The 15,131-nt window shown below is 62.5% G+C and carries 17 protein-coding genes; 7 read left to right on the top strand and 10 right to left on the bottom strand.

Translation table 11 applies throughout. The features are described 5' to 3' along the window. Positions 1–23: 23 nt before the first annotated feature. From PGP17_RS11575 to PGP17_RS11540, 8 genes are read right to left on the bottom strand one after another with little or no spacing between them, the layout of a single operon-like run. The gene (locus tag PGP17_RS11575) at positions 24–779 is read right to left on the bottom strand and encodes a class I SAM-dependent methyltransferase (RefSeq protein WP_270375496.1); all 756 of its coding nucleotides are present in this window, start codon (positions 777–779) and stop codon (positions 24–26) included. Further along, complete coding sequence (locus PGP17_RS11570; RefSeq protein ID WP_270375495.1) at positions 776–2,995, bottom strand: copper-transporting P-type ATPase; 2,220 nt, start codon at positions 2,993–2,995, stop codon at positions 776–778. Before PGP17_RS11570 ends, PGP17_RS11575 begins: the two co-directional genes overlap by 4 nt. Continuing rightward, the gene (locus PGP17_RS11565) at positions 2,985–4,316 is read right to left on the bottom strand and encodes a permease (RefSeq protein ID WP_270375494.1); all 1,332 of its coding nucleotides are present in this window, start codon (positions 4,314–4,316) and stop codon (positions 2,985–2,987) included. Before PGP17_RS11565 ends, PGP17_RS11570 begins: the two co-directional genes overlap by 11 nt. 33 nt (positions 4,317–4,349) lie before the next feature. Next, the gene (locus PGP17_RS11560; protein WP_270375493.1) at positions 4,350–4,568 is read right to left on the bottom strand and encodes an SHOCT domain-containing protein; all 219 of its coding nucleotides are present in this window, start codon (positions 4,566–4,568) and stop codon (positions 4,350–4,352) included. A gap of 55 nt (positions 4,569–4,623) precedes the next feature. Continuing rightward, entirely contained in the window at positions 4,624–5,184 is a 561-nt protein-coding gene (locus tag PGP17_RS11555) for a DUF305 domain-containing protein (protein WP_135944013.1), read from the bottom strand. A gap of 35 nt (positions 5,185–5,219) precedes the next feature. Beyond that, entirely contained in the window at positions 5,220–6,320 is a 1,101-nt protein-coding gene (locus PGP17_RS11550) for a DUF2231 domain-containing protein (RefSeq protein ID WP_270375491.1), read from the bottom strand. A 10-nt stretch (positions 6,321–6,330) separates the two neighbouring features. Then, positions 6,331–7,113 carry a copper resistance protein B gene (locus tag PGP17_RS11545; RefSeq protein ID WP_270375490.1) on the bottom strand — a complete coding sequence of 261 codons (783 nt, stop codon included), beginning with the start codon at positions 7,111–7,113 and terminating at the stop codon, positions 6,331–6,333. After that, the gene (locus PGP17_RS11540; protein WP_135944016.1) at positions 7,113–8,975 is read right to left on the bottom strand and encodes a copper resistance system multicopper oxidase; all 1,863 of its coding nucleotides are present in this window, start codon (positions 8,973–8,975) and stop codon (positions 7,113–7,115) included. Before PGP17_RS11540 ends, PGP17_RS11545 begins: the two co-directional genes overlap by 1 nt. 562 nt (positions 8,976–9,537) lie before the next feature. Here PGP17_RS11540 and PGP17_RS11535 point away from each other — a divergent pair. Together PGP17_RS11535 and PGP17_RS11530 are read left to right on the top strand one after the other, a co-directional pair. After that, positions 9,538–9,966: a Spy/CpxP family protein refolding chaperone gene (locus tag PGP17_RS11535; RefSeq protein ID WP_135944017.1), complete on the top strand. Its 429-nt coding sequence runs from the start codon at positions 9,538–9,540 to the stop codon at positions 9,964–9,966. Then, the gene (locus tag PGP17_RS11530) at positions 9,953–10,519 is read left to right on the top strand and encodes an RNA polymerase sigma factor (protein ID WP_158291217.1); all 567 of its coding nucleotides are present in this window, start codon (positions 9,953–9,955) and stop codon (positions 10,517–10,519) included. Before PGP17_RS11535 ends, PGP17_RS11530 begins: the two co-directional genes overlap by 14 nt. Before the next feature lie 414 nt (positions 10,520–10,933). Here PGP17_RS11530 and PGP17_RS11525 read toward each other — a convergent pair whose 3' ends face one another. Beyond that, complete coding sequence (locus tag PGP17_RS11525) at positions 10,934–11,374, bottom strand: MerR family transcriptional regulator (protein WP_270375489.1); 441 nt, start codon at positions 11,372–11,374, stop codon at positions 10,934–10,936. An 80-nt stretch (positions 11,375–11,454) separates the two neighbouring features. On the opposite strand from PGP17_RS11525, the gene PGP17_RS11520 reads away from it, so the two are divergent. The 5 genes from PGP17_RS11520 (at position 11,455) to PGP17_RS11500 (ending at position 14,321) form a co-directional block, all read left to right on the top strand. Further along, entirely contained in the window at positions 11,455–11,847 is a 393-nt protein-coding gene (locus PGP17_RS11520; RefSeq protein WP_135944020.1) for a mercuric transporter MerT family protein, read from the top strand. A 10-nt stretch (positions 11,848–11,857) separates the two neighbouring features. Then, a complete protein-coding gene (locus PGP17_RS11515; protein WP_135944021.1) occupies positions 11,858–12,193 on the top strand; it encodes a cation transporter in 336 nt (111 codons plus the stop codon). Between the two features lie 24 nt (positions 12,194–12,217). Next, positions 12,218–12,442, top strand: coding sequence for a GDCCVxC domain-containing (seleno)protein (locus PGP17_RS11510; protein WP_135944158.1), 225 nt, complete (start codon positions 12,218–12,220; stop codon positions 12,440–12,442). A 10-nt stretch (positions 12,443–12,452) separates the two neighbouring features. Next, positions 12,453–13,805, top strand: coding sequence for a dihydrolipoyl dehydrogenase family protein (locus PGP17_RS11505; protein WP_135944022.1), 1,353 nt, complete (start codon positions 12,453–12,455; stop codon positions 13,803–13,805). A 162-nt stretch (positions 13,806–13,967) separates the two neighbouring features. After that, entirely contained in the window at positions 13,968–14,321 is a 354-nt protein-coding gene (locus PGP17_RS11500; RefSeq protein ID WP_206751050.1) for an STAS/SEC14 domain-containing protein, read from the top strand. Between the two features lie 23 nt (positions 14,322–14,344). On the opposite strand, the gene PGP17_RS11495 is transcribed toward PGP17_RS11500, so the two are convergent. After that, the gene (locus tag PGP17_RS11495; protein WP_270375484.1) at positions 14,345–15,070 is read right to left on the bottom strand and encodes a ZIP family metal transporter; all 726 of its coding nucleotides are present in this window, start codon (positions 15,068–15,070) and stop codon (positions 14,345–14,347) included. Positions 15,071–15,131: the final 61 nt, after the last annotated feature.

Raw genomic sequence — 15,131 nt, 5'->3', positions numbered from 1 at the left:
CTGGGTAACACGGCTTGAGTTTTTCACCGGCACTTCCTTCTGTGTGCTGCTGCAGAGGACTGGACCGAGCCGGGGGCGGGATGGAGCCCTCTAGCTGCAGACGTCGGTGTCTTGGAAGCCTTTAGTATGGTTATCGTCCCGGTGAGCGTGTCCACCCGGGCCAATTCGTCCACGGCTGCAAATCCGGCCTCATTCAGGAGGGTGGGAAGAACACCGTCGGCATTGGGCTGGGTGTCCTGGACGCCGTCTAAGGCCTGTACAGTCAATCGGAACAAGAGCTGCATAAACCGGGTCTTCTGAAGACCGTAATCTGCAATGAGCAATACCCCATCGGGCTGGAGCCCCTCATAGGCCGCGTGCAAGATTCTGCGTTTCTCGGCCAGCGGTGTCTGGTGCAGGACCAGCGAGGTGACGATGCGGTTGGGCGATCGTCCAGCGATCAGTTCGCTTCCGGTAAAAAAGCCGGTCCTAAACGTGAAAGATTCACTCATCCGCCGGGCACGCCTGCGAGCCATAGCCACAGCTTGCTCATCCGGATCGACGCCGAGATAGGTTGTGAAGGGCGGCACACGCCAGATCTGCTCGGCCAGCCTGCCGGTGCCCGAGCCGATGTCTACTATTACATCTTCAGGCTTAGGAGAAAGTTCCGCGATCAACAGGGAGCGCCATCGTCCCTCCCGTGTAAAGATCGCTATTACTGCGTCGTAGAAAGGCGTCAATGCGGCGATTCCAAGCAGCGGCGTATAGCCTTTTCCATCCTCGTCCCGCTGGCCGCTCATAGCTTGACCGATCTTAGGCGTAAGGCATTGCCGATTACGGAGACCGAGCTGAGCGCCATCGCGGCGGCGGCGATCATCGGGCTCAAAAGCAGACCGAAGACCGGGTAGAGCACGCCGGCCGCGATCGGCACACCGGCCGTGTTGTAGACGAAAGCGAAGAACAGGTTCTGGCGGATATTGGCCATGGTGGCCCGGCTCAGGCGAATCGCCTTGGCCACGCCTCTGAGATCGCCCTTGACCAGCGTCACGCCGGCACTTTCCATGGCGACGTCGGTTCCGGTGCCCATCGCAACGCCGACATCGGCGCGGGCGAGCGCGGGCGCGTCGTTGACGCCATCCCCGGCCATCGCGACGACATGGCCTTTCTCGCGCAGCTCGCCCACGATGCGGTTCTTATCCTCAGGCAGAACATCGGCGTGGATCTCGTCGATCCCTAGCTGCCGGCCAATGGCTTCGGCCGTCCCTCGGCTGTCACCGGTGAGCATGACAACTTTTATGCCGGCTGCGTGCAGGGCCTCCAGGGCCTCCGGCGTGGTGTCCTTGATGGGGTCGGCGACGCCGATAAGCCCCGCTGGCCGATTGTCGACCGCTACGAACATCACCGTCTGGCCCTCGGCGCGCAGCGAATTCGCACGTTCGGCCAATGCCGGGGAAAGCGCCCCGAGATCGCTCATCATCGCACGATTGCCGATCGCAACGTCCCGGCCCTCGACCTTGCCCGAGACGCCCTTGCCGGTGACCGACTGGAAGCCGGAGACATCGGACAATGTCGCGCCGCGCGCCTCGGCACCCTTCACGATAGCCGCCGCGAGAGGGTGCTCGCTGCCGCGCTCGAGAGAGGCCGTAAGCGAGAGCAGCTCGTTTTCCTCCACCCCGTCCTCGGCCTCGACGGTGACGAGTTCGGGACGGCCTTGGGTCAGCGTGCCGGTCTTGTCGACCACGACCAGATCGACCTTTTCCAGCGTCTCGAGCGCCTCGGCATTCTTGATGAGCACGCCGTTCTTCGCGCCTTCTCCGGTCGCCACCATGATCGACATCGGGGTCGCCAGACCCAGCGCACACGGGCAGGCGATGATGAGCACGGCCACTGCGTTGACGAGACCGAAGGCCATCGCCGGCTCCGGCCCAAAGAGGGTCCACGCGGTGAAGGAGAGAATCGCGATCACCACGACGATGGGCACGAACCAGCCCGCGACCACGTCGGCCAGGCGCTGGATGGGAGCGCGGCTCCTCTGCGCCTCGGCGACCATCTTCACGATCTGGGACAGCAGCGTGTCCTCGCCGACGCGCGTGGCGTGCATCACGAAGCCGCCGGACTGGTTGACCGTGCCGCCGGTGACGCTGTCGCCGGTCGATTTCTGCACCGGCATAGGCTCGCCGGTGATCATGGATTCGTCGATCGTGCTGGAACCCTCGTCGATCTCCCCGTCCACAGGGATTTTCTCGCCGGGACGCACGCGCAGCCGGTCGCCTTCTTGGAGGTCCTCGATAGAGACGTCCTGCTCGCTGCCATCCGCTTCGATCCGGCGGGCATGGGGCGGGGCAAGTTCGAGCAAAGCGCGGATCGCGCCGGAGGTGGCGCTGCGCGCGCGCAGCTCCAGAACCTGACCGAGCAGGACCAGCGTCGTGATCACCGCGGCGGCCTCGAAATAGACCCCGACCCGCCCCTGCGCATCGCGGAAGGAGTCCGGGAAGAGGTCCGGCGCGATCGTGGCCACCACCGAGAAGGCATAGGCCACCGTGATGCCGAGCCCGATCAGGGTGAACATGTTGAGATTCATCGTGCGTACCGACTGCACGCCGCGCACGATGAAGGGCCAGCCGCCCCACAGCACCACGGGCGTGGCCAACACCAGCTGGATCCATTGGGCGAGGGTGCTGTCGAGTAGGCCGTGCAGGGGCCGGCCCGGCAGCATGTCGCCCATGGCGTAGACAAAGAGTGGGAAGGTCAGCGCCGCGCTGATCCAGAAGCGCCGGCTCATGTCTCTCAGCTCACTCTGGTCCTCCTCGCCGACGACGACGCCTTCAGGCTCCAGCGCCATGCCGCACAGCGGACACGGGCCGGGTTTGGGCTGACGGACCTCGGGATGCATCGGACAGGTGTAGACCGTGCCCGAATAGCCTTCGGGCACGGTGTCGTACTTTCCGTCAGGCGCAGACTTGGCGCCTCCTGCGCAGCAAGCGTTTTCGCTCGAATGGTTGTGATCATTGCTCATTGCGCGGCCTCCTCGCCGGTCGGCCGGTTCTAGGCCGGACTAGATGAATACAATACCCCCCGGGGGTATGCAAGGTGCTTGGAAATTGACCGTTCCGAGTTAGTTGGTTCCACCTGTCGTGAAGAAGGCCACAGCCCCGCCGGCAAGACCGATGATGAAGAGCGTTGTCACCCAAGTCCTGCACGCCGAATTCGCCCCCGGCGTGGTCGTGGCCAGGTTCATCCTCGGCCATCCGGTGATGCTTTCCGCGCAGCCAGAGCATGATGGCGACGATGGCGAGCGCGGCGATGTTCATGAAGAGCGTGTAGTCGAGCTTGAACTGGGCGACGTCGGAGACCGCGCGCCCGGTCTCGGGCATGACGCCGAACCAGTAGAAGCCGTAATGCAGGATGATCGCGGTCGCCACGATGCTGGCATACATGACCCCCGCGATGTAGAGCGCGACGCGCCAGCCATAGTATTTGGCGTTCACCTTCACCAGCGGGGGCACCATCAGGTCGGAATAGATAAAGCCCATGATACCGGCGAACAGCACGCCGCCCGAGCTCAGGACCGTGGCGAGCGGGATATTACCCATCGAGCCGATGAAGGTCGCTGCCGCTACAAAGGGCGCGACCATGGCGTTCTGAAGTACAACCCAGAAATTGCCGGGATTGTCCACCGCGAAATCGGACAGGAAGAGCGCTTTCCAAAAGCTGTCGGGCACGAAGACGGCGATGAAACCCGCGGCGGTGAAGCCGATCAGGATCTCCTGCCAGACCATCAGCCATTCATCGACGAAATTGTTTCCCACCCTCGCCCAGCCCTTCAGGCTGGTAATCCGGTCCATCGGATCGAAGCTCTCGGCTTCCGCGTCGCCTTCGGCCTCGACCTTTTCGCGCGCAGCCTCCATCCAAGATTTGGGATAGGTGAGCCGGATCAGGATCGTGCTGATGGCGATCAGGATCAGCCCGCCGATGATCTCGGCCACCAGGAACTGCCAGCCCAGGAAGATGAGGATCAGGATGCCCAGCTCGATCACCAGATTGGTCGAGGCGAACATGAAGGCGACGGCCGAGACGAAATGAGCGCCCTTGTGCACGAGGGCGCGCGCCGCGGCGAGCGCGGCGAACGAACAAGAGCTGGAAATCATGCCGAACAGGGTCGACAGGCTCACGCTCTTGGCGTCGGGATCGCCCATATGGCGCGTCAGGCGCCTCTTCGGCACGAAGGCCTGGATCATCCCGCTGACCGCGTAGCCAAGCACGAATGCCCAGCCGGATTTCCAGAAAAAGCCAGCCGTCGTCTTGGCGGCTTCCCCATAGCTGACCAGAATATCCATTAGCTTGCCGTCATGGCCCTTTTTCGGCTCTGGTTAGTCGAGATTGCGTTTGCGCCGCTCGAATTCCTCTTCGTCGATCTCGCCACTGGCATAGCGCTTTTCGAGTATTTCGCGCGGGTTGGCCTGCCTCTCGCTGCCGCCACCGCGTCGAACCGCGAACCAGACGAGCAAGGCTGGGAGGCCGATGATGACGCCCCATACCATGATCATCCAGACGCCGCCGAACATGCCGTGTCCCCAACCGTTCATCATCTCTTCCTCCAGCAGACGTTTTCAGCGCGGCCGGGAACCGGCTCGCGATCGCAGATCAATTGTCTTGCAGATCTGGAGTGCGCGTGTCCGGGTTTACCTGGCCTTCGAATGCCGGGACCGGCCGGGCCTGCGCGTCTTCCATGGTTGTCGCCGCCCCATTCGCGGCGATGTCGTCAATCAGCCAGTCCATTTCCTTGATCTCGCGGCGCTGTGCCCGGATGATCTCATTGGCAAGTTCGCGCACTCGTAGATCTTCGATATTTGCCCGCTCGCTGGTCAGAATGGCTATGGAATGATGCGGGATCATCGCTTTCATGTAGGATCGATCTTCAACCGTCGCCTGACTGCGCACCAGCCACAGCGCCAGGACGAAGATCAGGACACTACCGGCGAAGATAGCAATGTTGATCCGCGTATTCTTATACATTGCGAGCATGAAGCTCAGCATCACGACTGCCATCGTCGCGCCCATCAGGAACATCATGTAGAAGCGGGTCTCGCTCCAACGGACATGCTCCCATGCGTAGGTGTTGAGATACATCACACCCAACATGACAATCATCCCTGTGATGATCATCGCGCCGAAGCGTAGATAGCCTTTCGTTTCGTCAGTCATTGTCGCCTCTTCTATTGTGAGCCCCCGCTCAAGGCCTAGTGATCGTGATCGGCGTGGTCGTGCTCATCCTCGAATCCTTGCCGATCCGACTCTTCAACCGACAGACCGTTCTGCAGCGCGCTGTTCGACCAGTGCACGTGCTCGATGATCCAGCTTTCGCCCGCGCGGCGCATCACCAGGCTCTCCTGGCTTTTCACCGCGATTTCGCGCTCGTTGAAGCGCCCACGAAGGGCTGTCTCCGTCGCGACCCAGGCCGTGTCGCCGAAGATTTCAGCGGTTTGAGACAGCGTCTCGCGGGATACGCTCGACAGGAAGGTCATATCGGACATCATATGATGGGAAGCGTATTGCTCCAGGGAGCGCTCCGCGCCGCCCGATTCCAGGATCAGGACATCTTCCGAAAGCAAGCTGCGCACCTGCGTTTCGTCCTGGCTAGCCAAGGCCGCATGCAAGGCAAGAGCTGTTGCTTCGGGCGTACCCGGTGCCGAGTGCGCCGGGGCACTTGTCGGCGAACGACCTTCTTCGGAGGCGTGGGCATGCTCGTTGGACATTCCCCCATCGTGCGCGTGCTCCTGATCGCCACTACTCTGGTCATGAGCGTGCTCACTCTCGCTCTCGGCGCCGGCTGTCTCGTCATGACCGTGTCCGCCATCGCCGTGATCGTGGTCATGGCCTTCACCGGTAGCGGCCGGCAGGCTCTCTACGCCCAGTCCATGACGGAAGACGAGCTCTCCGCCCCACCAGGCGGTCACGGTCAGAAGCGCCGCGGCGACGAGTCCGGCCAGGCCAAAAAGAGCGCCCGGACGCTCGCTGCGTTTGAACCACCGCCAGATACCGAGGCCGAGGAACGCGGCCGCGGTCGGCAGCGCCCAGTTGCGGTGTGTCGTCATGGCCTCGTGAGAGGGACCGTCATGGGTGACAGAGTAGTAAGCGTCGAACCCGGCGATCACAGCGCCGAGCGCGGCAAGAATGCCGAGACCCAGCATCCAGTCGCCGGCCGCTTGCAAGGTCGAACGCCAGCGCGTGTCGGTCGGCGCAAAGGCAGAAATCGCCAGAGCGAGCGCGCTGGTGAACAATAGCCCGACGACGAAGTGCACAAAGATCGGGTGCAGGTTCGGCTCGATCAGATTATCCATGAAAATCCCCCTAGTACCAGAGCCGCACGCCGAGGACGAAGGAGACACTGTGCGTATCCTCCCCTTCAAGCTGTGCAAAATCGACCGTCTTGCCGAACTTTTCGTGCCAACTCACGCCGATATAGGGCGCGAACTGGCGATCGATCTCGTAACGCAGGCGGGCACCAGCCTCCGCAGAGGAAAGCCCTGCGCCCAGTCCGAGTTCCGGGACGTCCTGCGCGGAGAACGACAACTCGGCGCGCGGCTGCAGGACGAGACGCTGGGTGAGCAGGAGCTCGTATTCGGCCTCGAAGCCCGCGGTAAGGTCGCCCAGGTCGCTGAGATAGACCGCACCGTCGACTTCGAACCAGTAGGGCGCAAGGCCCTGCAGACCGACGACCGCATAGGTGGTCTCGAAATCAGGGTCGAAATCCTGGCGCAGACCCGCCTGCAGGTCGAAATAGGGCGTGATCGCGCGGCTGTAGAGTGCCTCGACCTCGAAGCCCTCGATAGAGTCCTCGGCAAGGCTGTGTTCGCCCTCGGTCTTGACCCAGATCCGGTTCAGATCGCCGCCATACCAGCCCTGCGCGTCCCAGACGAGCAGCGGTGCTCCGTCGTTGGACTGGTATTCCAGCCGGTCGGCCTGGAGGAATAGGTGACGCGTGCCGCCACCCTCATGCTGGAGCTGGCGGCGCGCCTCGTCCATTTCGACGGTATCGTAATATTCATCGGCCGCCGACCATTGTCCCTCCTGGGCGAAGGCGGGCGCGCTCAGCGCCAGGGCCAGTGCGGCAGAGGTGATGAGACGAGCCATTAATCCCTCCCCGTCATGTGAGCGTGATGACCGGAATGGGCGTGGGCGTTCAGGTGGCTCTCCGCGTCTGCGCGCACGGAAACGACCTGCATCATGCCCGCGTGCATATGGTAGAGCAGGTGGCAGTGGAAAGCCCAGTCGCCGACCTCGTTTGCTGTGATGTCCACCGAGAGCCTCTCGCCCGGCTTCACGATGATGGTGTGCTTGCGCGGGAGATGGTCGCCCTCGTGGTTTACCACATCGAAGAACATGCCGTGCAAGTGGATCGGGTGGGGCATCATGGTGTCGTTCACCATCGTCAGGCGCAGCCGCTCGTCCTGGCGGAAGACGATCGGCTCGACGACTTCGGAAAAGCGCACCCCGTCGAACGACCACATATAGCGTTCCATGTTGCTGGTAAGATGAAGCTCGATCTCGCGTCCCGGCGCACGGGAGTCCGGGTTGGGGTCGAGACTACGCAGTTGGGAATAGCTGAGCGTGCGGTGGGGCACGTCCTCCAGCCCGATCCCCGGCTCGTCGAGCCGGCTGATGGGTGCCATCGCGACATTGGCAACGCCCGGCCACTGCGGATGGTTGTGCTCGACCATGGCAGCGCCACCGCCGACCATTGCGCCGTGATCCATCGAGTCATGGTTCATCGTCCCGAGAGCCGGGCCGTCATGTTCCATAGCCGCATGATTGCCGTTCGAGCCATGATCCATCGCCATGCCCGCGCCAGCGGCCATGGCGCTGTCGTGGCCGGCATGACCGCCCATGCCCATATCGGTCATGGTCAGCAGCGGGCGCTCGCGAAGCGGCGGGGCTTCTGCGCGCATGCCGAGCCGCGGGGCGAGCGTTGCGACGCCCATGCCCGAGCGGTCGATCGCCTCGGCCACGATCGCGTAGGCCCGGTCCTCTGTGGGTTCCACGATCACGTCGTAGGTTTCCGCGACGCCCATCTGGAACTCGTCGGTCTCGACCGGCTGGACGTTGAGCCCGTCGGCCTGGACGACAGTCATTGCCAGTCCCGGGATGCGGAAATTGAGCAGGCTCATCGCAGAGGCGTTGATGATCCGAAGCCGGACCCGCTCGCCGCGACTGAACAGGGCCGTCCAGTTGTCCTGCGGCCCGTGCCCGTTGATCAGATAGGTATAAGTTGCGCCTGTGACGTCGGATATATCTGTGCGCATCATGCGCATGCGCGCCCACATGTCGCGCTGCGCGATCGCATCGCCGAGGCCCTCTTCACGCACATCGGCCAGGAAGTCGGCGAAGGTGCGCTTCTGATAGTTCAGGCTGTCCGCGCTCTTCTTCAGCTCGTCGAAAAGCCGGTGCGGATCCATGAAGGTCCAGTCCGACAGCACGATCACGTATTCGCGGTCGTACGCGACCGGATCGGAGCCGGCCGGATCGATGACTATTGGCCCGTAATGGCCAAGTTGCTCCTGAAGCCCGGAGTGGCTGTGATACCAGTAGGTTCCAGCTTGCCTCACAGGAAATCGGTAGGTGAAGGTCTCGCCGGGCCGTATGCCGGGGAAGCTGACGCCGGGCACGCCGTCCATGTGGAACGGGATGAGGATGCCATGCCAGTGGATCGAGGTGTCCGCGTCCAGCGTGTTGGTGACCCGCAGCGTGATATCGTCGCCCTCGCGCCAGCGCAAGAGCGGGGCGGGAATGGTACCGTTTATGGTGATGGCGCGTCCGGGTCGTCCGTCAATCCTCACCGGGGACCGCCCAATCGTGAGATCAAATTCGGTCCCGCTGAGCCCGCTCTGCGGCGCAATCACGCTCTGGCTCCGCGCCCAGGCCGGCAGCAAACCGGAAGCGGCGAGCCCACTCGCGGCACCGGCCGTCAGAAACCCGCGCCTGTCAATGCGTGTCATGGATGGGGGGACCCTTTGCTGCTATCGAACTTCGCCCTCGCATCGACCGCCTCCGGGGTACCCATGGCACATCCGGGGGCGGGAGAGCTGGGCCCCGGTGGCAGCCGGCACACGGAGATTACGACGCAGAGGCCTCGCGCCCTCAAATCATTCGCAGCAGGGAGCGTCGCACCGGGCCGCTCTCATATTTCGCCTTGAGGGAACACCTGACGATACGCGTACTATCTCGTGTTTCGACCTCTTCCCGGATCCAGAGCGCCATGAACGACCATGATCTCGATACCCGTCTTTATGAACTTGGCCGACAATCGGCTCGACCGGTACGGCCTGACTTTCGGGAGGCTGTCTGGGCGAGAATCGAGAGGCGAAGCGGGGCGACGCTACGCTCACTCGGCGGGCTAGTGCCGGCCCTGTCCTGGCGCGTGGCGCCGGCAGCCTTTGCCCTGATAGTCGGAAGCTTCGCTGGGCTAAGTGCTGTCCATGCCCACGATCGTGACGTCCTGGACGCGTTCGATCCGTCCGGGCCGTACGCGCTTGTCTCGTTGAGAGAAGGACGCAAGCAATGATCCGTTCGGGATTGGTCGCGGCGGTTCTCGGCCTTGCCGGCGGTCTCATTGGCGTCTGGCTCGGCATCGGCTTGGGAAGCGGCGGCCAGGAAGGCGACAATTTTCACGCTCTGGTTCATGAAGAACTCGAACTTGATGCAGAACAGGACACACGCATCGACGAGATCGAAGCCCGTTTCGCTGCCATCAGAGACGCGAAGGAAGCCGAACTGCGAGAGGCGCGCGAGGCGATCGGTGAGGCGTTATTGCGTGATAAAGCGTTGTCTGAGGATGTTACGGCCGCAACCGCGCGCTACCACGATGCCATGGTCGAGCTGCAGCTTGCCACGCTCGATCATCTCCTGGCGATGCGCGCCGAGCTTTCGCCGGAGCAGGCGCAGGAGTTCGACGATATACTCGGTCGCGCTTTTGATGACCAAGGCTGATAAGCCAGCTGCCTCAGCGGTGACTGCTGGCGAGCCCCTCGTAGCCGCAGCCCGTCATGGCGACCGGTACGCCTTCGACCGGCTGATGACGCGCGACGCACCGCGCCTGGTGCGGTTTGCGATTAGCCAAGGGCTGAGCGAAGACGACGCCAATGATGTTGCGCAGGACACTTTCGTCGCCGTCTACCGCAACCTGCATCGCTATGACCCGTCGCGGCCCTTTCAAACTTGGCTGTTCGCCATCGCCCGTAACAAGCTGCGCGACCATTTCCGCCGCCGAAGCGTACTGAAATGGATCGGCGCCGAGGACACACTTGAACAAATACCGACAGACGCGCCTTCACCGGAGCGCCAGACCTCCGATCGGCAAGCCCTGGACGCGACAGAACAGGCTATAGCCAAGTTACCAGAGGGCCTTCGGATCCCGCTCCTCCTCGCTTCAATCGAAGGTCTTTCCCTATCCGAAATCGGTGAAATCATGGGCATCTCGGCAAAGGCGGCCGAGGTGCGCGTCTACCGGGCAAGGCGCAAGATCAAGTCAGATATGGGATAATGGAGATTATGCGCGGTGCGCTACGGCACTTCACGTAGAATACTCGCTACGCATCGCCGAAACCGGAAGGCGGACCGCCACGACGCGGCGGGCCCACATAAGCAGGGCGACGCGTAGTATCAGCGGCGCCCAAGGGCTGCCGCCACTCGCACGCACGTCGTGTAGCCGCCTCACACTTGAAATTCTGTGCTCTGGGTAGACGCCCGGATTGCTGGCCTGGAAGGCTTCTTGTTCGTATGGCATGAGCCCCAAGGCTCTTTTGCCGGGACTCGTCACGAGCGCAGCAGAGACGATTAGCAAAGGAAATCGATCGAGGGACAACCAACCAGCATGCGAGATTGCCGTACATGGTATGGGGGTGCTGTCAGCGCGCCTTGAAGTCCTCCATTTTTTGGCGCGGGCAGTCGAACTTACTTATTTCTCAGAGCCAGCAACCTGTTCCCTCTCCTCCAATAAATCGATGATCGAACACGAGGGCTTCCTGCCTCCCTCACAGGCATTCGTCATTTGGACGAGCCGGACTTCCATCTTGTGAAGCTCCGCGATCTTCTCGCGAACGGCGTGAAGGTGGCGCCGCGTGAGAGCCGAAACTTCGCCACAGGTGTAGTCGCCCGCATCGACATGGCAGAGCAGGTCGCGCAATTGCTCAATCGAAAAGCCCAACCCCCGGCCGCGAAGGATAAAGCCGAGCCGGCGCTGATCTTCGACGGAGTAGACCCGGTGTCCACCTTGTGTCCGGTCCGGCTCCCTGAGCAGGCCGATCTTCTCGTAATAGCGGATCGTCTCACCATTGCAGCCGATCTTGCGCGCCAGCGCGCCGCGCCTCAGCCCGCCTCGCGATTGTGTGATCGTCATTCTCAGAGAACACCCTTGAAGCTGTAGCCGGTACAGATTGTATCCCGGTTCCATAGCGATTTCGACCCCGGAGCACGCCCATGGACCAGACCGACGATATAGCCGACGCGAGTTCCTCACGCTCTAAAGTCAGGCGGCAGCACACGGGCTGGCTCGCTGGAGGCTCGCTGCTCGCAGCGCTCGGCGTTACATCCTGCTGTGTGTTGCCTCTTGCCCTCGTACTGGCCGGGGTTTCCGGCGCCTGGATCGGGACCCTGACTGCGCTCGAACCCTACAAGCCGATTTTCGCGGTCATCGCGATCGGCCTGATCGGCCTCGGTTTCTGGCAGGTCTACGGACGGCGGACCAAGTGCGATGATCGGCAGGGTGGCCGCACCGTGTCGAGCCTGACCGTTAAACTCGCTCTCTGGACTTCGACACTACTCGTTGCACTGGCCCTGACCGCCGGCGTCTGGGCGCCGCTTTTCTACTAGGAGGATCATCATGATCACACTGTTTGCATCTGCGCTGAGCGCGGCATTTCTCGGTCTATCGACTGCGGCGGCGCCGGAGGTGGCCATCTCCTCCGCAACGACGGGTGAAACCAACCAGGAAACCCACCGGCGCACCGTGGTGTTCGAGGTGCAGAACATGAGCTGCGTCACCTGTCCGATCGCGGTGAAGGCGGCGATGAACCGTGTCGACGGGGTCGAGCAGGTCGAGATTGACTACCAAACCAGGGAGGCCAGCGTCACATTCGATCCCCGGCGGACAAGTTCCGTCGCAATTGCCCAAGCCTCGACCAGTGCGGGTTATCCTGCGGCGCTTCGTCAAGACTGAACCACGACCTTGCGGGAGAAAACCATTATACCGACCTCGACGCTGACCTGCCCGGAGTGTTCTCACAGCGAGACCGAGACGATGCCGGTCGATGCCTGCCAGTTCTTCTATGACTGCAAGGGGTGCGGGACGCTGCTCCGTCCCAAGTCGGGCGATTGCTGCGTGTTCTGTTCCTACGGGACCCAGCCCTGTCCGCCGATACAGGAAGCGCGGGCGAACGGGACCGCCGGCGCCTGCCGCAGCTGCTAGCGAGAACCCCATGACGAAAGATTTCGATCTCATCGTGATTGGCGCGGGCATGGCCGGCGTAACGGCGGCCCATGTCTGCGCCTCGGCTGGCTGGTCGGTCGCCATCGTGGACGAGCGGCCCTATGGCGGCACCTGCGCCCTACGAGGCTGCGATCCAAAGAAGATGCTTCGGCGAGGCGCCGAGATCGTCGAAGCAGCGCGCCTGATGAGGGGAAAGGGGATCAGGGACGACGGCCTGAGCATAGACTGGGCCGATCTCGTCGCGTTCAAGCAATCCTTCGTCGAGGACATGCCCGGTCGCATCGAGAGCGGACTGAAAGACAAGGGGATCGCGACCTGGCACGGCTCCGCGCGTTTTACCGGAGGGTCCACGCTTGCGGTGAACGAAGACCATCTCGAAGCGGGGCGCATCCTGATCGCCACCGGTGCCTGTCCTCGCCCGCTCGGCATACCTGGTGAGGAATACCTCACGACGAGCACGCAATTCATGGACCTGACGGCGCTCCCGTCCCGCATTCTCTTTGTCGGCGGAGGGTATGTATCCTCTGAGTTCGCCCATATCGCAGCGCGGACCGGTGCGAAGGTTCACATGATCGACCGGGGCGAGCGCCCTCTTGAGGCGTTCGACCCCGACCTGGTCGCCAGGCTCGTCGAGCGTGGCCGAGAGGCCGGCATCGAGTTCGAGGGCACAACCGAACTCAAGGCCGTGAAAAAGGACGGTGGGGAATACCAAGTGCTCGTCGAGCAGGCCGGCAAGTCGCGTCACATCGAAACCGGTCTCGTCGTTCACGGCGCGGGCCGTATCGCCAATCTGGAGAGGCTGGACCTCGATGTGGCGGGCATCGATTGGAGCGAGAAGGGCGTGCACGTTGATGCACGTCTGCGTAGCCGGTCGAATCGGAGCGTCTATGCCGCAGGCGATGCGGCCGACACCGAAGGCGCGCCGCTTACTCCGGTCGGCGTACTGGAAGGTAAGCGGGCCGCGAAGAACATGCTCGACGAGCCGGGCGAGGCGCCGGACTATCGCGGCGTGCCGAGCGTGGTTTTCACCCTGCCCGAACTCGCTTCCGTCGGCATGAGCGAGGAGGAGGCGAAAAAAGCGACCTCAAACCTGCGGGTCGCCTTCAACGACACCGGCGGCTGGTTTTCCAACCGGCGGATCGGCGAATCCTGCGGCGCGGCGAAAGTCCTCATCGACGAGGACGGGGACCGTATTGTGGGGGCTCATCTTCTCGGCGACAGCTATAGCGAACTGATCAATATCTTCGCGCTTGCGATTCGTCACCGGCTTGGCGCGCGCGATCTAAAGGACATGATCGCCGCCTATCCCACGCTGGGCTCTGACCTCGGCTCGCTTCTCTAACCTCAAGACAGCCGCAGAAGCTGCGCGATTTACACAGCGATGAGAACGCTTGCTCGTTGAGAAACTCGCCCCGACAAGCTGGTCATCCTCACCCCTGTACGGAACCACGGCGTAGCGTTCTCGATTGGCGGGTTGGAAGCCAATTGAAGCGGGAGACGCATCATGATTACGAATTCGATGGGCGAAGACGGCATTCTCAGGGTCACTGTGACCGGCACGGTCTCGCAATCCGACATCGAGCAATTTGCCGAGCAATTCGAAAAAGCGGCCTCCGACCAGGAAAAGGTTCGGATGCTGATCGAGTTGAAAGATTTCGAAGGTTGGGACTTCAAGGGCCTCTGGGCCGACCTGAGGTTCGACGTCAGCCATCAGGACCAGATGGAACGCATCGCAATCCTTGGCGACAAGCGCTGGGAGGACTGGGGCACCGCGTTGAGCGATCCGTTTTTCAAGGCCGAGCTGAAGTTTTTCGAAACCGATGAGCGCGCGGCCGCAGAAGCCTGGCTTCAGGCCTGACAGCCGACCGTCGCGCCCTTTTCCTATCCCGTCGTAACCAGGCTGAACAGAACGAACCCGCCGATAAATGCCAGGATGGAGCCGGTCCGGTCTTCGGCGCTTTCATGAGCCTCGCCCATCATGTCTTCGATCGCGGCGATCGTGAGAAGTCCCGCCACCGCAACTAGTGCCGAGGTCTGCACCCATTCGGCCATATCCCGCAGTAAGAGGAAAGAGACCAGCGCCGCGATTGTTGCAGGCAGGACGAGGGCGGCGGAAAGGGCGAACCGGGTCTTGCGTGACACGTTCCTGGCTTGGAGGTTCGCGAAGGCAGCATAGCCTTCAGGGAAGTCTGCGAGCAGCTGGCCGAGAGCAAGCAGCAATCCAAGACCCGGCGAAACCGCACTGCCGGCTCCGATTATGAGCCCGTCGGCGAAAAGGTCGACACCAACGGCGATATAGACCATCCATGTGCTCGAACCGGCGTCCGAGCGCGTCCGGCTCTGGACGAAGGTGACCGCCTTCATGAGCATGATATAGCCAAGCCCGCCCAGCCCGAACGCCAGGCCTACCTGCCAGTTCTCCATCACTGCCAGCCCGCGCGGCATGAGCTCGATCGTCACGATCGCCAACACCAGCCCAACCGCAGCATGGAGCGCGTGGCTGACCATGCGCGATGACGCGACGTGAAATTCGATACTTATCGCCCCTATGAAGTTGCCGAGGACCGGCAGCAGGGCGAAGAACAGGACATTGGCCAGTTCCGGCATGGGTCCGATCCTCCGGACGTCGCTGACGAAGAATGGGCCTTCCGCGGCGCTTATTCGCCGC

Origin of the sequence: Marinicauda sp. Alg238-R41, from assembly GCF_947331485.1 — a bacterium.
GTDB classification, from domain to species: domain Bacteria; phylum Pseudomonadota; class Alphaproteobacteria; order Caulobacterales; family Maricaulaceae; genus Marinicauda; species Marinicauda pacifica.
This window is presented reverse-complemented; position numbering and strand designations above follow the sequence as displayed.